General features: G+C 69.0%; 17 protein-coding genes. 8 read left to right on the plus strand and 9 right to left on the minus strand.

Translation table 11 applies throughout. The annotated features are described in order from the left end of the window. Nucleotides 1–55: 55 nt before the first annotated feature. Nucleotides 56–2,575, minus strand: a complete 2,520-nt coding sequence (locus AB0E69_RS37515) for a polynucleotide kinase-phosphatase (RefSeq protein ID WP_360157839.1) — start codon at nucleotides 2,573–2,575, stop codon at nucleotides 56–58. Next, on the minus strand, nucleotides 2,572–3,969 hold the full coding sequence (locus AB0E69_RS37520; RefSeq protein WP_360157842.1) for a 3' terminal RNA ribose 2'-O-methyltransferase Hen1: 1,398 nt from the start codon (nucleotides 3,967–3,969) through the stop codon (nucleotides 2,572–2,574). Before AB0E69_RS37520 ends, AB0E69_RS37515 begins: the two co-directional genes overlap by 4 nt. A gap of 269 nt (nucleotides 3,970–4,238) precedes the next feature. Here AB0E69_RS37520 and AB0E69_RS37525 point away from each other — a divergent pair, with 269 nt between their 5' ends. After that, complete coding sequence (locus AB0E69_RS37525; protein ID WP_360157845.1) at nucleotides 4,239–4,562, plus strand: hypothetical protein; 324 nt, start codon at nucleotides 4,239–4,241, stop codon at nucleotides 4,560–4,562. 55 nt (nucleotides 4,563–4,617) lie between these two features. Here AB0E69_RS37525 and folE read toward each other — a convergent pair whose 3' ends face one another. Continuing rightward, entirely contained in the window at nucleotides 4,618–5,229 is a 612-nt protein-coding gene (gene folE / locus AB0E69_RS37530; RefSeq protein WP_360157848.1) for a GTP cyclohydrolase I FolE, read from the minus strand. A 75-nt stretch (nucleotides 5,230–5,304) separates the two neighbouring features. Here folE and AB0E69_RS37535 point away from each other — a divergent pair, with 75 nt between their 5' ends. Next, the gene (locus tag AB0E69_RS37535; protein ID WP_360157851.1) at nucleotides 5,305–5,976 is read left to right on the plus strand and encodes a helix-turn-helix domain-containing protein; all 672 of its coding nucleotides are present in this window, start codon (nucleotides 5,305–5,307) and stop codon (nucleotides 5,974–5,976) included. Beyond that, nucleotides 5,963–6,448 (plus strand): Cys-tRNA(Pro) deacylase, encoded by a 486-nt coding sequence (gene ybaK / locus AB0E69_RS37540; protein WP_360157854.1) that lies wholly within the window; start codon nucleotides 5,963–5,965, stop codon nucleotides 6,446–6,448. Before AB0E69_RS37535 ends, ybaK begins: the two co-directional genes overlap by 14 nt. Here ybaK and AB0E69_RS37545 read toward each other — a convergent pair. Genes AB0E69_RS37545 through AB0E69_RS37555 form a run of 3 tightly spaced genes read right to left on the minus strand, consistent with a single transcriptional unit; the run spans nucleotide 6,435 to nucleotide 10,942 of the window. Next, a complete protein-coding gene (locus tag AB0E69_RS37545) occupies nucleotides 6,435–7,718 on the minus strand; it encodes a glycoside hydrolase family 32 protein (protein ID WP_360157857.1) in 1,284 nt (427 codons plus the stop codon). The genes ybaK and AB0E69_RS37545 overlap by 14 nt on opposite strands. A gap of 18 nt (nucleotides 7,719–7,736) precedes the next feature. After that, entirely contained in the window at nucleotides 7,737–9,806 is a 2,070-nt protein-coding gene (locus tag AB0E69_RS37550; RefSeq protein ID WP_360157860.1) for a phosphocholine-specific phospholipase C, read from the minus strand. Between the two features lie 53 nt (nucleotides 9,807–9,859). Continuing rightward, nucleotides 9,860–10,942, minus strand: coding sequence for a 3-deoxy-7-phosphoheptulonate synthase (locus AB0E69_RS37555; RefSeq protein ID WP_360157863.1), 1,083 nt, complete (start codon nucleotides 10,940–10,942; stop codon nucleotides 9,860–9,862). A 269-nt stretch (nucleotides 10,943–11,211) separates the two neighbouring features. Between AB0E69_RS37555 and AB0E69_RS37560 the strand changes: the two genes are divergently transcribed. The 5 genes from AB0E69_RS37560 (at nucleotide 11,212) to AB0E69_RS37580 (ending at nucleotide 13,381) form a co-directional block, all read left to right on the plus strand. Next, nucleotides 11,212–11,592: a hypothetical protein gene (locus AB0E69_RS37560; protein WP_360157866.1), complete on the plus strand. Its 381-nt coding sequence runs from the start codon at nucleotides 11,212–11,214 to the stop codon at nucleotides 11,590–11,592. A 9-nt stretch (nucleotides 11,593–11,601) separates the two neighbouring features. Next, on the plus strand, nucleotides 11,602–12,147 hold the full coding sequence (locus AB0E69_RS37565; RefSeq protein ID WP_360157869.1) for a histidine phosphatase family protein: 546 nt from the start codon (nucleotides 11,602–11,604) through the stop codon (nucleotides 12,145–12,147). After that, nucleotides 12,140–12,535, plus strand: coding sequence for a fluoride efflux transporter CrcB (gene crcB / locus AB0E69_RS37570; RefSeq protein WP_360157872.1), 396 nt, complete (start codon nucleotides 12,140–12,142; stop codon nucleotides 12,533–12,535). Before AB0E69_RS37565 ends, crcB (AB0E69_RS37570) begins: the two co-directional genes overlap by 8 nt. Continuing rightward, complete coding sequence (gene crcB / locus AB0E69_RS37575; protein WP_360157875.1) at nucleotides 12,499–12,897, plus strand: fluoride efflux transporter CrcB; 399 nt, start codon at nucleotides 12,499–12,501, stop codon at nucleotides 12,895–12,897. The genes crcB (AB0E69_RS37570) and crcB (AB0E69_RS37575) overlap by 37 nt, the downstream gene beginning before the upstream one ends. Before the next feature lie 187 nt (nucleotides 12,898–13,084). Beyond that, nucleotides 13,085–13,381 (plus strand): WhiB family transcriptional regulator, encoded by a 297-nt coding sequence (locus AB0E69_RS37580; protein WP_360157878.1) that lies wholly within the window; start codon nucleotides 13,085–13,087, stop codon nucleotides 13,379–13,381. A gap of 7 nt (nucleotides 13,382–13,388) precedes the next feature. Here AB0E69_RS37580 and AB0E69_RS37585 read toward each other — a convergent pair whose 3' ends face one another. The 3 genes from AB0E69_RS37585 to AB0E69_RS37595 form a co-directional block, all read right to left on the minus strand. Beyond that, complete coding sequence (locus tag AB0E69_RS37585) at nucleotides 13,389–13,745, minus strand: PLD nuclease N-terminal domain-containing protein (RefSeq protein ID WP_360157881.1); 357 nt, start codon at nucleotides 13,743–13,745, stop codon at nucleotides 13,389–13,391. 180 nt (nucleotides 13,746–13,925) lie between these two features. After that, nucleotides 13,926–14,828, minus strand: coding sequence for an ABC transporter permease (locus tag AB0E69_RS37590; protein WP_360157884.1), 903 nt, complete (start codon nucleotides 14,826–14,828; stop codon nucleotides 13,926–13,928). After that, on the minus strand, nucleotides 14,815–15,612 hold the full coding sequence (locus AB0E69_RS37595; protein ID WP_360157887.1) for an ABC transporter ATP-binding protein: 798 nt from the start codon (nucleotides 15,610–15,612) through the stop codon (nucleotides 14,815–14,817). Before AB0E69_RS37595 ends, AB0E69_RS37590 begins: the two co-directional genes overlap by 14 nt. Between the last annotated feature and the right edge of the window lie 6 nt (nucleotides 15,613–15,618).

Raw genomic sequence — 15,618 nt, forward strand, 5'->3', positions numbered from 1 at the left:
AACGTTTACCGCGCGGAGATCACGGCGGAGATCCCAGCGAGGCTCACAGCGGAGTTCACAGACGGGGGTCGACGGGCTCCGATTCCAGCGCCAGGACGGCGAAGACGCACTCATGGATCCGCCACAGCGGCTCACCCCGAGCCGCCCGATCCAGCGACTCGAGGCCGAGCGCGTACTCGCGGAGAGCGAGCGACCGCTTGTGCCCGAGGTTCCGGTCCCGCAGCCGCGCGAAGTTGGCCGGCTCGGTGTAGTCCGGCCCGTAAATCAGCCGCAGATACTCCTGCCCACGGACCTTCAGCCCCGGCTGCGCCAGGCCCTTCGCAGTCCGGGTGAGGTTGACCGCCGGCTTCACGACCATCCCCTCGCCGCCGGCCCCCGTCAGCTCCTCCCACCACGCGATCCCGTCCGCCCAATTACCGGCATCGACGAACAACCGCCGCGTCGGCGTGACCAGTCCGGGGCCGTCAGCAACCATTCGATCCGCGAGCGCCAGGTGCCAGGCGTGCGGTCGCTCCTGGTACGTCGCACCCTCGGACGCCAGCACCTGGAACGGCGCAATCCGGATCCCGTCCAGCCCGTCTGTGGGCCAGCAATACCTCCGATAAGCCTCCGTGAACCGCTCCGCATTCGTCGTACGACGCTCGGTTGCCGCGAGCAACTCGCCTACGTCAAGCCCGGCAGCGACAGCCGATCGCAGCGCATCGGTTGCTTCGGGCAACGATGTACGAGCGGCGGCGCCGACGGCGGCGTACTGGTTGCGCAGCAGGTCCCCGGCCTTCGCGCTCCACGGCAGCAGCTCCGCATCGAGCAGCAGCCAGGACGTGTTCAGCTCGGCGAAGATGCCGGCCGTCTCGACGACCGAACGCAGCCGCGCCAGTAGCTCATCGGTCAGCGCGGCGTCGAAGAACGAGCGGCCGGTCCGCGTGTGGATCGAGCCGCGACCGGCAAGACCGAACCGTTTCTCCGCCACGTCGTCGTCCCGCGTCAGCAGCACGACCGCCCGCGAACCCATGTGCTTCTCCTCGCACACCAGCTCGGTCACGCCCTGCCCGCGGTACGTCTCGAACGCCTCCTGCGGGTGCTCGAGCAACCCCGGTACGTCGGAGGTCGACACCGGGCTCATCGTCGGCGGCAGGTACAGCAGGAACCGCGGATCGATCGCGAACCGGCTCATCACCTCCAGCGCCGCACCCGCCTGCTCGGCGCGGACGCTCAGCCGGCCGTGGGTCGCGGTCTCGATCACGCGCCGGCCGGTCACGTCGGTCAGCTCGAGCACGTCCGGCTCCCGCTCCGGAGCCGTTGCCACGTGCAACGGCTTGGCCGGCGGGTAGTACTCCTTGGCCGCCTGGACCTGGATCAGCTCGCGCTCCGGGTACCGCAGCGCGGTGAGCGCGCCGCCGAACACGACGCCGGTGTCGAGGCAGATCGTGTTGTTGATCCACTCCGGTTCGGGCGTCGGCGTGTGGCCGTAGACGACCATCGCGCGGCCGCGGTAGTCGTTCGCCCACGGGTAGCGGACCGGCAGCCCGAACTCGTCCGTCTCCCCCGTCGTCTCGCCGTACAGGCAGAACGAGCGCACCCGGCCGGAGGTCCGGCCGTGCATCCGCTCGACCAGGCCGGCGTGCGAGACGACCAGCTTGCCGCCGTCGAAGACGTAGTGCGAGATCAGTCCGTCGATGAAGGCTTCGACCTGGTCGCGGAACTCCTGCGACTCCGTCGCGAGCTGCTCGAGAGTCGTCTCCAGGCCGTGGCTGATCTTCACGTTCTTGCCCCGGAGCGCGCGGAGGAGTTTGTCCTCGTGGTTGCCCGGGACGCAGTACGCGTGGCCGGCGGCCACCATCCCCATCACCAGCCGGAGCACGCCGGGCGAGTCCGGACCGCGGTCGACGAGGTCGCCGACGAAGACAGCCTGACGTTCCGGGTGTACGGCGTCGATCGGGCGGCCGAGGTCGTCCCGGGTGAGCGTGTAGCCGAGGTCGGCGAGCAGCTGCTCGAGCTCCGGGCGGCAGCCGTGGACGTCGCCGACGATGTCGAACGGGCCGGTCCGATCGGTCAGATCGTTGTAGAGCCGGGTGCGTTCGATGCTGACGGCGTCGATCTCCGCGACGTCGGTCAGCACGTGGACGGTCCGGAAGCCCTCGCGTTTCAGGCTGCGCAGGCCGCGCTTGAGCTGCGAGCGCTGCCGGGTGATCACCTTGGCGCCGAAGGTCCGGTCGGCGCGCTGTTCGGTGCGCTCGATGCAGACGCGCTCCGGCGGGTCGAGAACGATCGCGACCGGGAGTACGTCGTACTCCCGGGCCAGGTTGACGAGCTCCTTGCGCGCGTCGGGCTGGACGTTGGTGGCGTCGATGACCGTGAGGCGGCCGGCGGCCAGGCGTTTGCCGGCGATGAAGTTGAGCACCTCGAAGGCGTCCTTCGTCGCGGCCTGGTCGTTCTCGTCGTCGGAGACGAGGCCGCGGCAGAAGTCGCTGGAGATCACCTCGGTGGACTTGAAATGCTTGGCGGCGAAGGTCGACTTCCCCGATCCACTCGCACCGACCAGCACGACCAGACACAGGTTCGGAATGGCGATCATCGGGCCTCCTCCACCCTGAACAGCGCCAGCTGAGTGGGCGGACCTACTTCGGGATCCACCGCACCGACGGCGCGGAACTCAACGGCGTACTGGTAGCGGGCAGCCACCGAGCGGGCCCAGGTCTGGAACTCGGTGCGGGTCCACTCGAAGCGGTGGTCGGGGTGGCGGAACTCGCCGGCCGGCAGGGAGTCGAAGCGGACGTTGTACTCGCGGTTCGGCGTGGTCATCACGACCGCTCCGGGGCGCGCCGCCCGGAAGACCGAGTCGGCCAGCGCGGGCAGGCGGGGCGGGTCGACGTGCTCAACGACCTCCATCAGCACGACCGCGTCCAGGCCGGCCAGTCGCTGGTCGGCGTACGTCACGGACGACTGCAGGAAGCGCAGCCGCTCCCGCTGCCGGTCGGGCAGGTCGTCGTAGTGCAGCCGGCGTTTGGCCGCGATCAGCGCCCGAGCGGACACGTCGGTCGCGATCAGCTCGCCGATCATCGGGTCCTTGAGCAGCTCACCCACGAGCGCGCCCTCGCCACAGCCGATGTCGGCGATCCAGCGCGCGCCGAGCTCTCGCAGTACGTCGGCGACCGTCGTCCGGCGCTCGACCGCGAGCGAGACCGAATCCTCCGGCGGCTCCTCCGCGAGCTCGGCACCGTCCGCCTCGGTGAGTCGCTCCAGCGCCGCATCAGTCAGGTACCGCCGGTGGGCGAGGTAGCGGTGCGAGATCAGGTCCTTCTCGGGGTGTGCGGCCAGCCAGCCCTCGCCGGCCCGGACAAGTTTGTCGACCTCGTCCAAGCCGACCCAGTAGTGCTTGGCGTCGTCGAGCACCGGGAGCATCACGTACAAATGGTTGAGCGCGTCGGCCAGCCGCAGTACGCCGGTCAGACGAAGGTCGACGTACCGCGAAGCACCCCACTCCGGGATCTCCGGGTCGAGCGGGACCGGCTGCGCGTCGACGGTCCAACCGAGCGGCTCGAACAGGCGGGCAACGAAGTCCGCACCGCCACGGCACGGAAGCGCGGGGACGTGAATGTCGAGCGGAATGGCGGTGGCGGCCAATTCCGGGCGGGCGTCGCAGCGGCCGTTCATCGCCGTCCGGAAAAGCTTGCCGAGCGCGACCGCGAGCAGGCTGGACGCGGCGTACGGGCGGTCGTTCACGTATTGCCCGAGGGTGAATCCTTCGGCGGCTTTTCCGCGGCTCGCCTTGACCAGGCCGATGGGGTCGATCTCCAGCATCACGGCCGCCGTGCAGCGCTCGTCGGTCGCCTCGGGGTAGAAGACATGCGCCGATCCACCGGTGACATCGATCGCCTGCGGTCGGGCCGGGTTCTTGTGCAACAGAAACCCGAAATCGCTCGCGGGTGCGGCCAGTCCGGACAGATCGGTACCAAGGGTCAGGAACACCGCTGTATTCGATCACGGCAGGCGCTCACTTCCGCACCGAATATGTCCGGACGTAAGCGTTTCAGCGGAACCGAGGCTTGAGACACGCGGTCGGACCTCTGGCGCGTCCGGGCGGTTTGGATCTAGCTTGTGTTGAGAAGTTGAGTCGCTACAGACCGTCCTTCCCCGCTGACAGTCGGTACTTGTCCCCGGTCCGTGGCGAGCGCCCATCCACGCCACTACGGGGAAAGGATCATGGCAGAAATTTCACGCCAGCTGGGGTGCCGCCGGTGAGACCCCAAACGTTCGAACTCGTCCGTTACACCGACATCAGCGGGGTGTCCGGAACCGGCGTCGTCGCGGAAGGCTGCGTCTTCACCGACGGCTCGGTCGCCCTCCGCTGGCACGGACCGAACCCCTCGACGGCCGTCTGGCCGGACCTCGACTCCATCCTCGCCGTCCACGGCCACTGCGGCGCCACCGTCGTGCGCTGGCTGGACGTCTCCGAGATGGAAACGGTCCCCGGCACGGACCTCCTGCCCGGCGAGGTGGCGCACATCCTCGCCACCGGCCGTCGAACCCATCACCACCCGCCGGCCGTCGCCTCCGCCTGATCAGCGCAGCGACAGTCCAACCTGCTTCCCAACCTGCTTCCGTTGGCCGCCCGACCTACGGGGTGAGGCCGGTCAGCGCGAAGAATTCCTGCCGCGAGCTCGGGCTGTCCCGCAGGATCCCCTGCAGCGACGACGTCACCGTCTTCGACCCCACCGCGCGGACACCGCGCAGCGACATGCACTGATGTTCGGCCTCGATCACGACGCCGACGCCCTTCGGTTGCAGGTGGTCCTGCAACCAGTCGGCGACCTGCTTGGTCAGCCGCTCCTGCACCTGGAAGTCGCGCGCGAACAGCTCCACCACCCGAGCCAGCTTCGAGAGCCCGAGGATGCGGTCGCCCGGCAGGTAGCCGACGTGCGCGACGCCCTCGAACGGCAGCAGGTGGTGCTCGCACAGCGACTGGACCGGGATGTCCTTCGCCAGGACGAGCTCGTCGTACCCCTCGTCGTTGGGGAACGTGGTCAGCTCGAACTCGCGGGGAGTGAGCATCTCCGCGTACGCCTTCGCCACCCGGCGCGGGGTGTCCGCCAGGTGCGCGCTCTCGGGGTCCCGCCCGAGCGCGGTCAGCAGGTCCGCGACCGCGCGTTGCGCCGCCGGCAGATCGATCTCCGCACGCCGCGCGACGATGTGCAGAGGGACGGGCTCGAGATCGGCCGAGATCGCCATCGGATCACTCCCTGAAGATTCAACGAATTGCCATCATACTGTTAGACCAACCGATGTTGTCGATAGAATCATTCCGTGAACAACTCGTGGGATGTCCGGGTCCAGGCGGTCGCCGCCCTGGAGGAGCCGACCCGGCGCCGGCTCTACGAGTACGTCGTCGGCCGCCCGGCGCCGGTCAGCCGCGACGAGGCCGCGAGCGCGCTCGGCCTCGCACGGACGACGGCCGCGTTCCACCTGGACAAGCTGACCGAAGAGGGCCTGCTCGACACCTGCTACGAGCGCCGTACCGGCCGCACCGGACCGGGCGCGGGCCGTCCCGCGAAGCTCTACCACCGCTCCGACCGTGAGATCGAGATCACCCTCCCCGAACGCCAGTACGCCGTCGCCGGCCACCTCCTCGCCGCCGCGATCCAGGACGCCGAGGACGAGGCGATCTTGCCCCGCGAGGCGGTGAACCGGCGTGCCCGTGCGTACGGCGAGACGCTCGGACGGACCGGCACCGACCTCACCGAGGTCCTCGAGGCGCACGGGTTCGAACCCCGGCCGGACGGCGACGCGATCGCGCTCGCGAACTGCCCGTTCCGGCGACTGGCCGCCGAGTACCCGCGGCTCGTGTGCGGCATGAACCTCAACCTGCTGACCGGCCTGCTCGAGACCGTTGGCGAGACTGGCATGCAGGCGCAGCTGGACCCGCAGGCGACGGGGTGCTGTGTGCGTCTCGTAAGCTCGCCGGGTGGCGAAGAATAAGGCGCTGGGGACTCCGGCGACCGTTGCGTTGACGAAGGCGCAGGTCGAGTTCAGTACGCACGCGTACGAGCACGACCCGGCGGCGAAGTCGTACGGGCTGGAGGCGGCCGAGGCGCTCGGGCTCGATCCGGAGCAGGTGTTCAAGACCCTGCTCGTCGAGGTCGACGGGAAGCTCACGGTCGGCGTCGTACCGGTCGGCAAGCAGCTCGACCTGAAGGCGATCGCGGCCGCGGCCGGCGGCAAGAAGGCGGTGATGGCCGACCCGGCCGCCGCCGAGCGCACCACCGGGTACGTCGTCGGCGGCATCAGCCCGATCGGCCAGAAGCGCGCGCTGCCGACGGTGGTCGACAGCACCGCCATCGACCACCCGACCGTCTACGTCTCCGGCGGCCGCCGCGGCTTCGACATCGGCCTCTCCCCCGCGGATCTGCTCGCGGTGACGAACGCGCGGACGGCGGCTATCGCCAGATAGAACCGAGCTGGTGGACGGTGAGCGTGTCGACGTGCACGCGCCCCTCGGCGACCAGCTCCAGCTCGGTGGGACGAAGGTTGTAGCTCTGGTAGATCGCGCCGTCGTTCCCGAACACGTCCAGCTGATCTCGGTCGACGAGCAGGCGGAGCTCGAGCTTCCCATCGACCGGCGGGAACTTGGCGTCCTCCAGCATCCCGGCCGCCACGTCGTACACCAGGTCGCGTCCGATTCTCAGGGTGAACCGCGTCGCCTCCCGGACATCGATCGTTGCCTCCAGTTCGTAGGTGTCGCCGGCTGCCAGCTGCTGGGTGCCGTCCTCGACGGTGCGGTTTTCCAAGGTCTCGGAGCTGGTGCGCAGCAGCGCGATCTCCGGGATCGGGGTGCTGAAGACGCGGAGGCCGTCCGGGGTGTCGTGCAGGGTGAAGTCGACCGGGAAGGACGCGTTGCCGGTCCAGACCGAGCCCTTGTTCTCGCCCTGCCACGCCATCGAGACGATCCGGCCGTCCGGGACGTTCTCGAAGGTCAGGCCCGCGTAGTAGCCGGCACCGGCGAAGGTCTCGGTCTGGTTGATCCGCTCCGGCCCGGTCCAGTCCGTGCGGAACGTCGTACCGTCCCAGTCGCCGACGACGTACTTGCCGCTGGCCGCGTGCAGGACCCAGTGGTGGTCGTCGCCGAGGGGCATCCGGATGAAGTTCGGGCACTCGAAGAGCCAGTCCGCCGTGAAGCGGGTTGCGAAGGTCCAGTCGAGCAGGTTGGTGGAGACACTGAAATCGACGCCGTTGCCGCCCTCGTCGGACCAGACGACCATCCCCCACGTCTCCGAGACCGGGTCCCAGAACACCTTCGGGTCGCGGCTGGTACCGCCGGGCGTGACCACCTTGCGGCCGTCGGCGTACGTCGAGAACGTGGTGCCGCCGTCGAGACTGTAGAAGACGGTCACGCCGTTCGTTCCTGAGTAGACGATGATCGGGTCGTCGTCACCGTTCTTGAGCCCGCTCGCGTTCGCGGTGTCGACGACCCCGCCCCCGGACCACAGGTCGCCCGGATGGACAGCGGGGTCGAGCGCGTTGGGTTGCTGCTGCCAGTGCACGAGGTCGGTGCTGGTGGCGTGCCCCCAGTGCATGGTGTCCCACACCAGGCTGTTCGGGGCGTGCTGGAAGTACAGGTGGTAGACGCCGCGGTAGTACACGGGTGCGTTGATGTCGTTCATCCAGCCGCGGCGACTGGAGAAGTGGAACTGGCCACGGTTCTCTTCGTCGTAGTCGGTCATGTGTCCACCGTAGGTGTATCACCCCGTGATGCTGGGCCTGCCGTTCTCCAGGTGGCCGGCCAGGCGGCGGCGGTACGTCGTGTCTTCGAGGGTGGTGACCTCTACGTCGTACCAGCCGTGGTCGGTCGGCCAGGTGATCGTCTTGGACTGCTTGCCGCGCAGCTCGAGCGTGGTGGTCCTGCTGGTGTAGCCGCGGGACTTGAGCTTCACGGTCAGCGGCTTGCGAGAGCCGTTGACCAGTTCGAGTCGGCTGTGGTGGGTGTCGAGGCGGACGTCGAGGGACGCTGCGGCGCCGTCCGACGAACCGGCCACCTCGGCCCAGAGGCGGTTCGGGCCCTGGACTGCGATCTCGAACGGGCCGTTCACGGGTACCTTCTGGATGGACGTGCGGCGGACGTCCACGTGGACCGGCGCGGGGAGCTCGCCGCTGTACGAGTAGACAGCGAAGTGGACCGATTCCGCGCCTTCGTTGCCCAGGGCCAGCATTAAGTCGCCGTCGGCAACATGCGCTGAGACCGACTGCTGGTAAGGGATTGCGCGGGCGGGCCGGCGGCCGGGCTCCTGGACCGGGACGGCCTGGTCGGCCGGCGGAGCCGGGTGCCAGCGGTCGATCGGGGCCGGGACCGGGCCGGGGTGGTCGACGTTCGGCCGGCGGTAGCCGCGGTCGAAGTCGAAGGCCGTGGTGAGGTCACCGCAGGCGGTCCGTCGCCAGGTGCTGATGTTCGGCTCGTGGACGCCGGTCCAGAGCTCGAGGAAGCGGATCACCGAGGTGTGGTCGAACACCTGCGAGTTCACGTGCCCGCCGACCGACCACGGCGACACGACCGTCATCGGTACCCGCGGGCCGAGCCCGATCGGACGGCCGGCGTACCAGTCGTCGCCCTCGCCGGACGCCGGCTTCGGCGCGACCGGCGGCGGCACGTGGTCGAAGTACCCGTCGTTCTCGTCGAAGTTGATCAGCAGCACGGTCTTCGACCAGGTCTCCGGGTCGGAGGCGATCGCGTCCAGGACGTCGTAGATCAGGTTCGCGCTGCCGACCGGCGTGGACGAACCGGGGTGCTCGGAGTCGACCGCCGACGGGACGAGCCAGCTCACCTGCGGCAGCGCGCCGGCCTCGATGTCCGCCTTCAGCCGCGGCACGAGCGACTCGGGCTCGGACCGGTACATAGCCTTGCGGAAGAGCTTCTGGTCGGCCTCAGAGAGCTTCGCGACCGCCGCGTCCAGCTGCTGCAGCGCCTCAGCCCGCTCGGCCTCGGTCTTGGCGAAGATCTTGTCGTAGAACTCCTCAGTGGTCCGGTAGCCGCCCGGCACGCCGGCGAGGATCCTGTGCCCGATGTCCTTGAAGGTCTTGAAGTACTCGACCGCGTTGTCGGTGAAGTTGTCCCACTCCTGGTAGATCTGCCAGGAGACACCGGCCTGCTCGAGCCGCTCCGGGTACGCCGTCCAGTCGTAGCCGGCGTGGTTGTAGTCGTACGCCGCGTTCGTCACCGCGCGCTGCGTCGTACCGGGCTCGTAGCCGGTGGTGCCGGACCACAGGTAGTTCCGGTTCGGGTTGGTGGAGCCGTTCACCGAGCAGTGGTACGCGTCGCAGATCGTGAACGTCTCAGCGAGCTCGTACTGCAGCGGGATGTCGCGGCGCTCGTAGTGGGTCATTGTGGCCGCGGTCTTGGCCTGGACCCAGTCGTCGTTCCAGCCGCCCGCCCAGGCCTGGGTGGCGTCGCCGAAGCCGTGGGCCAGCGCGCCGAGGTACTGGATGTCGTCGGGCTTGCGGCCCGCGTCCGTGGCCGCCTTGCGCACCGAGAACGGCAGCACTTCGCCACCGGCCTTGACGGGCTGGTGGAAGATGCTCTTGCCGTTGCGCAGCCGCAGCGGCTGGCGGTCGCCGTACCCACGGACGCCGCGGAGCATCCCGTAGTAATGGTCGAACGAGCGGTTCTCCTGCATCAGCACGATCACGTGCTCGATCGCGCGCAGACCACCACGCCGCACAGGTTGCGCCATCGCGGTGTGCAGCGAGGGCGGGAGCAGCGAGACCGCCGCCCCACCCACCGCCGAACCGAGCACCAGACGCCGGGAGATCTCAGTCATGGTCCGGACCTTAGGAGGGTCCTGTAGCCGTCGCGAGACCTTCAGGTGAACAGCTATCCCCGGCGGGCGATCGCCGCGTCGCGCAGGTCCTCGAGTACGTCGACCGTCGTGTCCCAGCCCAGGCACGCGTCGGTGATCGACTGTCCGTAGGTCAGCTCCCGGGTCGGGTCGAGGTCCTGGCGGCCCGCCTGCAGGAACGACTCCAGCATCACGCCGACGATCGCCCGGTTGCCGGCCGCGACCTGGGCACCAATCTCGCCGGCCACGATCGGCTGCCGCTTGTGGTCCTTCCGGCTGTTGCCGTGACTGGCGTCGACGACGACCCGCTCCGGCAGTCCGGCCTTGCGGAGCAGCTCCACCGCGCCGGCGACCGACTCGGTGTCGTAGTTCGGTCCGCTGTCGGAGCCACGCAGTACCAGGTGACAGTCCGGATTGCCGCGGGTGTGCAGGATCGCCGAGGCGCCGTCGTGGTCGATCCCGGTGAAGACGTGCGGTACGGCGGCGGCCTTGATCGCGTCGACCGCAGTGGCGATCGAGCCGTCCGGGCGGTTCTTCATCCCGATCGGCATCGACAGGCCGGACGCGAGCTGCCGATGCACCTGACTCTCCACGGTCCGGGCGCCGATCGCACCCCAGCCGACGGTGTCGGCGATGTACTGCGGGGTGATCGGGTCGAGGAACTCGCAACCGACCGGCAGCCCGAGCCCGGTCACCTGAACGAGCAGCTGTCGAGCGATCCGCAGCCCGCGGTTCACGTCGCCGGAACCGTCCAGTCCCGGGTCGTTGATCAGGCCCTTCCAGCCGAGCGTCGAGCGCGGCTTCTCGAAGTACACCCGCATCACCACGAGCAGGCCGTCGGACAGCCGCTCGGCGACCGGGCGGAGGCGCTCGGCGTACTCCAGCGCGGCCTTCGCGTCGTGCACCGAGCACGGGCCGACGACGACCAGGAGGCGGTCGTCGGTGCCGTCGAGTACGTCGGCCACCGCCTGCCGGCCGGTGGCCACGGTTCGGGACAGTTCGTCGCCGAGCGGGAACTCGTCGTGCAGCGCCTGCGGGGTGAGCAACGGGACGGTCTTCTCGATCCGCCGATCGACGACGGAGCTGGGACTCTCCTGCTGCTTCGGGAGGGTGTTCATTCCTGGGACCTTTCCGCCGGACCACCGCGAAAGGTCGCAGGCAACCGGCTGAGAACGAGAAAAGCCAAGGACGACTGTCCTTGGCTTCGGGCCGGCTGTGGTGTCTACGGTCAGGCGTCAGCAATCAGCTCAGCAACCCGGCACCAGAGCCGGCCACTCAAAAAATCGCCAATAGCTGCGCTTCACGAGGTTGACGATAGCACTCGATCAGTAACCGTCGGTGGTCCGGGCTCGTTGAGGGCTGCAAGACGGGGACTAGACGACGGGAAGTGCTGCAGGTGGTGAGGCCGCGGACCTTTGAGCTGGTTCGGTACCGGGATCCGAGTGGGGTGTCGGGGACGGGAGTGGTCGCGGAGGGGTGCGAGTTCACCGACGGCTCGGTGGCGTTGCGGTGGCGTGGGGACAACCCGGCGACCGCGGTCTGGCCCAACCTGGAGTCCGTGCTGGCCGTGCACGGCCACCAGGGCGCGACCGAGGTGCGCTGGATCGAAGCGCCCAAGATCGAAGCACCCAAGATTGATGCACCGAGGGCGAAGACCCCGGGCGACCTGTTCGACGAGCTGCACCAGGTCCGGCCGCCGACCTCCCTGACCGAACCGGCGCCGCCCAGCCACAACCGTGGATGGGCGGGGGCGCGGCATCTCCGGTAGAACATGGCTGTGACGCAGATCTACCTGGTCCGGCACGGTGAGCCGGACTACGAACCGATCGATTCCCGGGGCCTCCCCGGGATGGCCGCCGACTCCGCCCCACTCACCGCCCTCGGCCGCAAGCAGGCCGAGGAGCTTGCCGACCTGCTCGGCGGCATCCGCGCGACCTACCTGGTCAGCTCCCCGCTCACCCGGGCGCTGCACAGCGCGGCGATCATCGGGCACCGGCTCGCGCTCGGTGTCCGGGTCGACTACGACCTCCGCGACTGGCTTCCGGACCAGACCGGACGGTGGCGGAGCGTAACCGACGTACGCGCCGCCAAGGATGAGCTCGAGACGTACGACGGGGAGTGGCCGGAGGGCATCCAGCGTCCCTGGGAGCCGCTGTCGCAGGTCCGCGAACGCGCCCAAGCGGCGCTCGCGCGGCATGCCGCGAGCACCGACGGACCGGTCCTCGCGGTCACCCACGCGATGGTGATCCGGGCCCTGACCGGAGAGCAGGCGACGGCCCACGGCGCGCACGAGTACTACCGCTACGATCCGAACAGTGTCTGACCCTGGCCTTCCCCGGATCCTCGGTGTCGTCGCCCTCGGCGGCGTGACCGGCTCACTGGCCCGCTACGGGCTCGCTGAGGCGATTCCGCACGGGCCGGCAAGCTTTCCCTGGGCAACGTTCGTCACGAACGTCCTGGGCTGTCTGGCGATCGGCATCCTGTTCGCGCGCCTCACCCCGCGGTCGCACCCGTTGCTGCGCCCGTTCCTCGGGACCGGCATCCTCGGCGGCTTCACGACATTCTCGACGTTCGCCGTCGATACCCAGAAGTTGCTGCACGTGCAGACGTTCCTTGCATTCGTCTACTACTTCGGCACGGTCGCCGCAGCGTTGGTCGCGGCAACGATCGGCGAGTGGCTGGGCGGGATGTCCGGCGGTCGCCGGCGATGACCGTCCTCTGGGTCGCGATCGGCGCCGCGGCCGGCGCACCGCTGCGATTCCTGGTGGACAAGCACATGGTCGCGCGGTTGTTGCTCAGCGCCCGGATCGAGACGCCGCTGCCCTGGGGCACCTTCACCGTCAACGTTCTGGGCAGTTTCCTGCTCGGCGTGCTGACCGGCGTCGGCAATCACACGATCGCTTTGCTGGCCGGCGTCGGATTCTGCGGCGCGTTCACGACGTACAGCACGTTCGCGGCCGAGACGACGGCCCTGGCCAGGTCCGGACACGTCGCGAAGGCGTTGCTGAACGTTGCCCTCAACCTCGGATTCGGGCTGCTGGCCGCCGTACTCGGTGCGTGGTCGATCAAGTGACTCATGTCACACCAGGTGATGGCGTGACCACGGATGCCGCTGGAAATGGGCCGATCACGGGCCGCGACGACACGCCGCGATAACGAAAGGACCGAAGTTCGAGACAACAAGGGTTGAACTCGCTGTGAGTTGAGCATAGTTTTCACCGAGCGCCCGTCCGCGCTCACGGTGAGTCAAGGAGGTTGCCATGTCGAGAGGGATGCCTCGCCTACCCCGCCCGCTCATGGATCTGTGGGACTGGCAGTCGCAGGCCGCGTGCCGCGACGTCAACCCGGAGCTGTTCTTCTCCCCTGAATCGGAGCGTGGCGTGCGCAAACGCGCCCGCGAGATGGTGGCCAAGTCGCTCTGTGGCACCTGCCCGGTCCAGCCCGAGTGCCGCCAGCACGCGCTCTCCGTCGGCGAGCCGTACGGCGTCTGGGGTGGCACCACGGAGTCCGAACGGGACAACACCACCCTCCTGCCCGAGCACCGCAAGTCTGCGTAGGAGCAACTCAGTTCTTACTGCTGTCGCCGGTGTCGTCGTCCGGGTCTTCGGGCTCGGGCGGCTTCATCGTCGTGCGCGGGTCCCGGTAGCGGTCCAGCGACTTGAGGAAGTCCGGGTCGTCGTCCGGCGCGACCGGGCGCGACGGTGGCGCTGACGGACGCCGTACGACGGGCTCGCGCCGGCCGCCCGGCGTCCGCGACATGAGCAGCCAGACGATCGGTCCGACGAACGGGACGAACACGATCAGGACGATCCACACCAGCTTCGGCAGGTGCGGCACGTCCTCGTCGGGCGTCTGGATACAGGAGAACAGCGCGTAGACGCTGAGCACCAAGCTGATCAGGAACGGCAGGAATCGAACCACGTACCCACAGTACGGCTAGTGCCCCTCGTCGGGTGTTGTTTGAGTGATTGCGGTGTCCAGGTGCGTGCATCGCGGTGGCGGAGGAGCGGCCTCGATGCTTTTCCATCGTGGCCGTTCCTCCGCTGCCGCGAGGTGCGTGCCTGGGCGCCGCAAGCGCCAAAGAAGACCCGACGAGGGGCACTAACGAGCGGAAGCGGTGAGGCCGCGCGCCCTCAGGACTGTGTTCTCGAGGGGGCGGAAGACCAGGAGTTCGATGCCGACGCCGACGACGAAGATCAGGATGATGCCGGCGAACACCATCGAGATGTCCGACAGCGACATCCCGTTGTGCAGGTACTGCCCCAGGCCCTCGCCGAGCTCCGGCGACGTCGCGATCAGCTCGGCCGCCATCAGCGACCGCCAGGAGAACGCCCAGCCCTGCTTGAGCCCGCCGAGGAACCCGGGCAACGCGGCCGGCAGCAGGATGTACCGGATCCCACCGAACCAGCCGGCCCCGAGCGCCTTCCCGACCCGCGGCAGGATCGGCGGCACCTGGTCCAGACCGGACACCAGCCCGTTCGCGATCGACGGCACCGCGCCGAGCAGCACGACCCAGTAGATCGCGCGGTCGTTCAGCCCGAACCACAGGATCGCCGCCGGCACCCAGGCCACCGACGGCAGGCTCTGCAGCCCGGAGACCAACGGGCCGATCCCGCGCCGGACGACCCGGAAGTTGGCGATCGCCAGTCCCAGCGGTACGGCGATCAGCAGCGAGATCGCGAACCCGATCACCGCCCGGTGCACCGAGACCCAGAACAGCTCGACGATCTTGCCGCTCGTCACCAGCGCCCAGACCTGGCTCCAGACGTCGACCGGCGCCGGCAGCTTGAATTCGGGCCAGAACGCCGCCGCCCACAACACCTGCCAGATCGCGACCAGCACCACGATCGCGCCGACCGGAGGCAGCAGCCGGGCGCCGATCCGCCGTACCCGCGATCCTTCGGGTGCGGCGACCGGGGTATCCAGGGCGTCGAGCCCGGCCTCAACCGATCCTGGACCGACCGACGGCGCTGCGGTGCTGTCCTGCAGGTCAGGCTGCGGCATGGCTGCTGATCACCCTGCGCAAGGCGGTGTTGACCTCGTCGACAGCGCCGGCCTCGGCCGCCCCGGCGAGATCCTCGACATCCCACTCCTGCACGACTCGGCCGGGGCGGGACGACAGGAGTACTACGCGCTGGCCGAGGCGGACGGCCTCGCGGACGTCGTGCGTGACGAAGAGGATCGCCGTACCGGTCGCGCGCCAGATCCGCAGCAGCTCGCCCTGCAGGACGTCGCGGGTGATCGCGTCGAGCGCGGAGAACGGCTCGTCCATCAGCAGCAACGACGGCTTGCCGGCATCGGCGCTGTCGGTCGTCGACGCCAACGCCCGCGCAAGCGCGACGCGTTGCCGCATCCCGCCAGAGAGCTCGTGCGGCCGCTTGTCCCCCAGCCCGGCCAGCCGCACCAGCTCCAGCAACTCGGCAGCCTTCGCCTTCCGCTGAGCCTTCGGTACGCCGGCCATCCGCAACGGGAGCTCGACGTTGCCGGCCGCGGTCAGCCACGGCATCAACGCCGCCTCCTGGAACACGACGGCCGGCCGGGACGAGTTGAGCTCGATCCGGCCGCTCGTCGGCCGATCCAGACCGGCGACCAGGTTCAGCAAGGTCGTCTTGCCACAACCCGAGGCGCCAAGCAGGCAGACGAACTCGCCGGGGCGGACGTCGAGGTCGACGCCGTCGAGCGCGACGACCGCCTTCCGTCCAGTCCCGAACGCCTTGCCCACGTGGTGAAACCGCACTGGGCTGTGCACCTGCGGCACCTTCTGCAGGGTCTCCACGGTCGCCGTCATGTCCGT

Source organism: Kribbella sp. NPDC026611 (genome assembly GCF_040638345.1).
In the GTDB taxonomy this organism is placed as follows: Bacteria; Actinomycetota; Actinomycetes; order Propionibacteriales; family Kribbellaceae; genus Kribbella.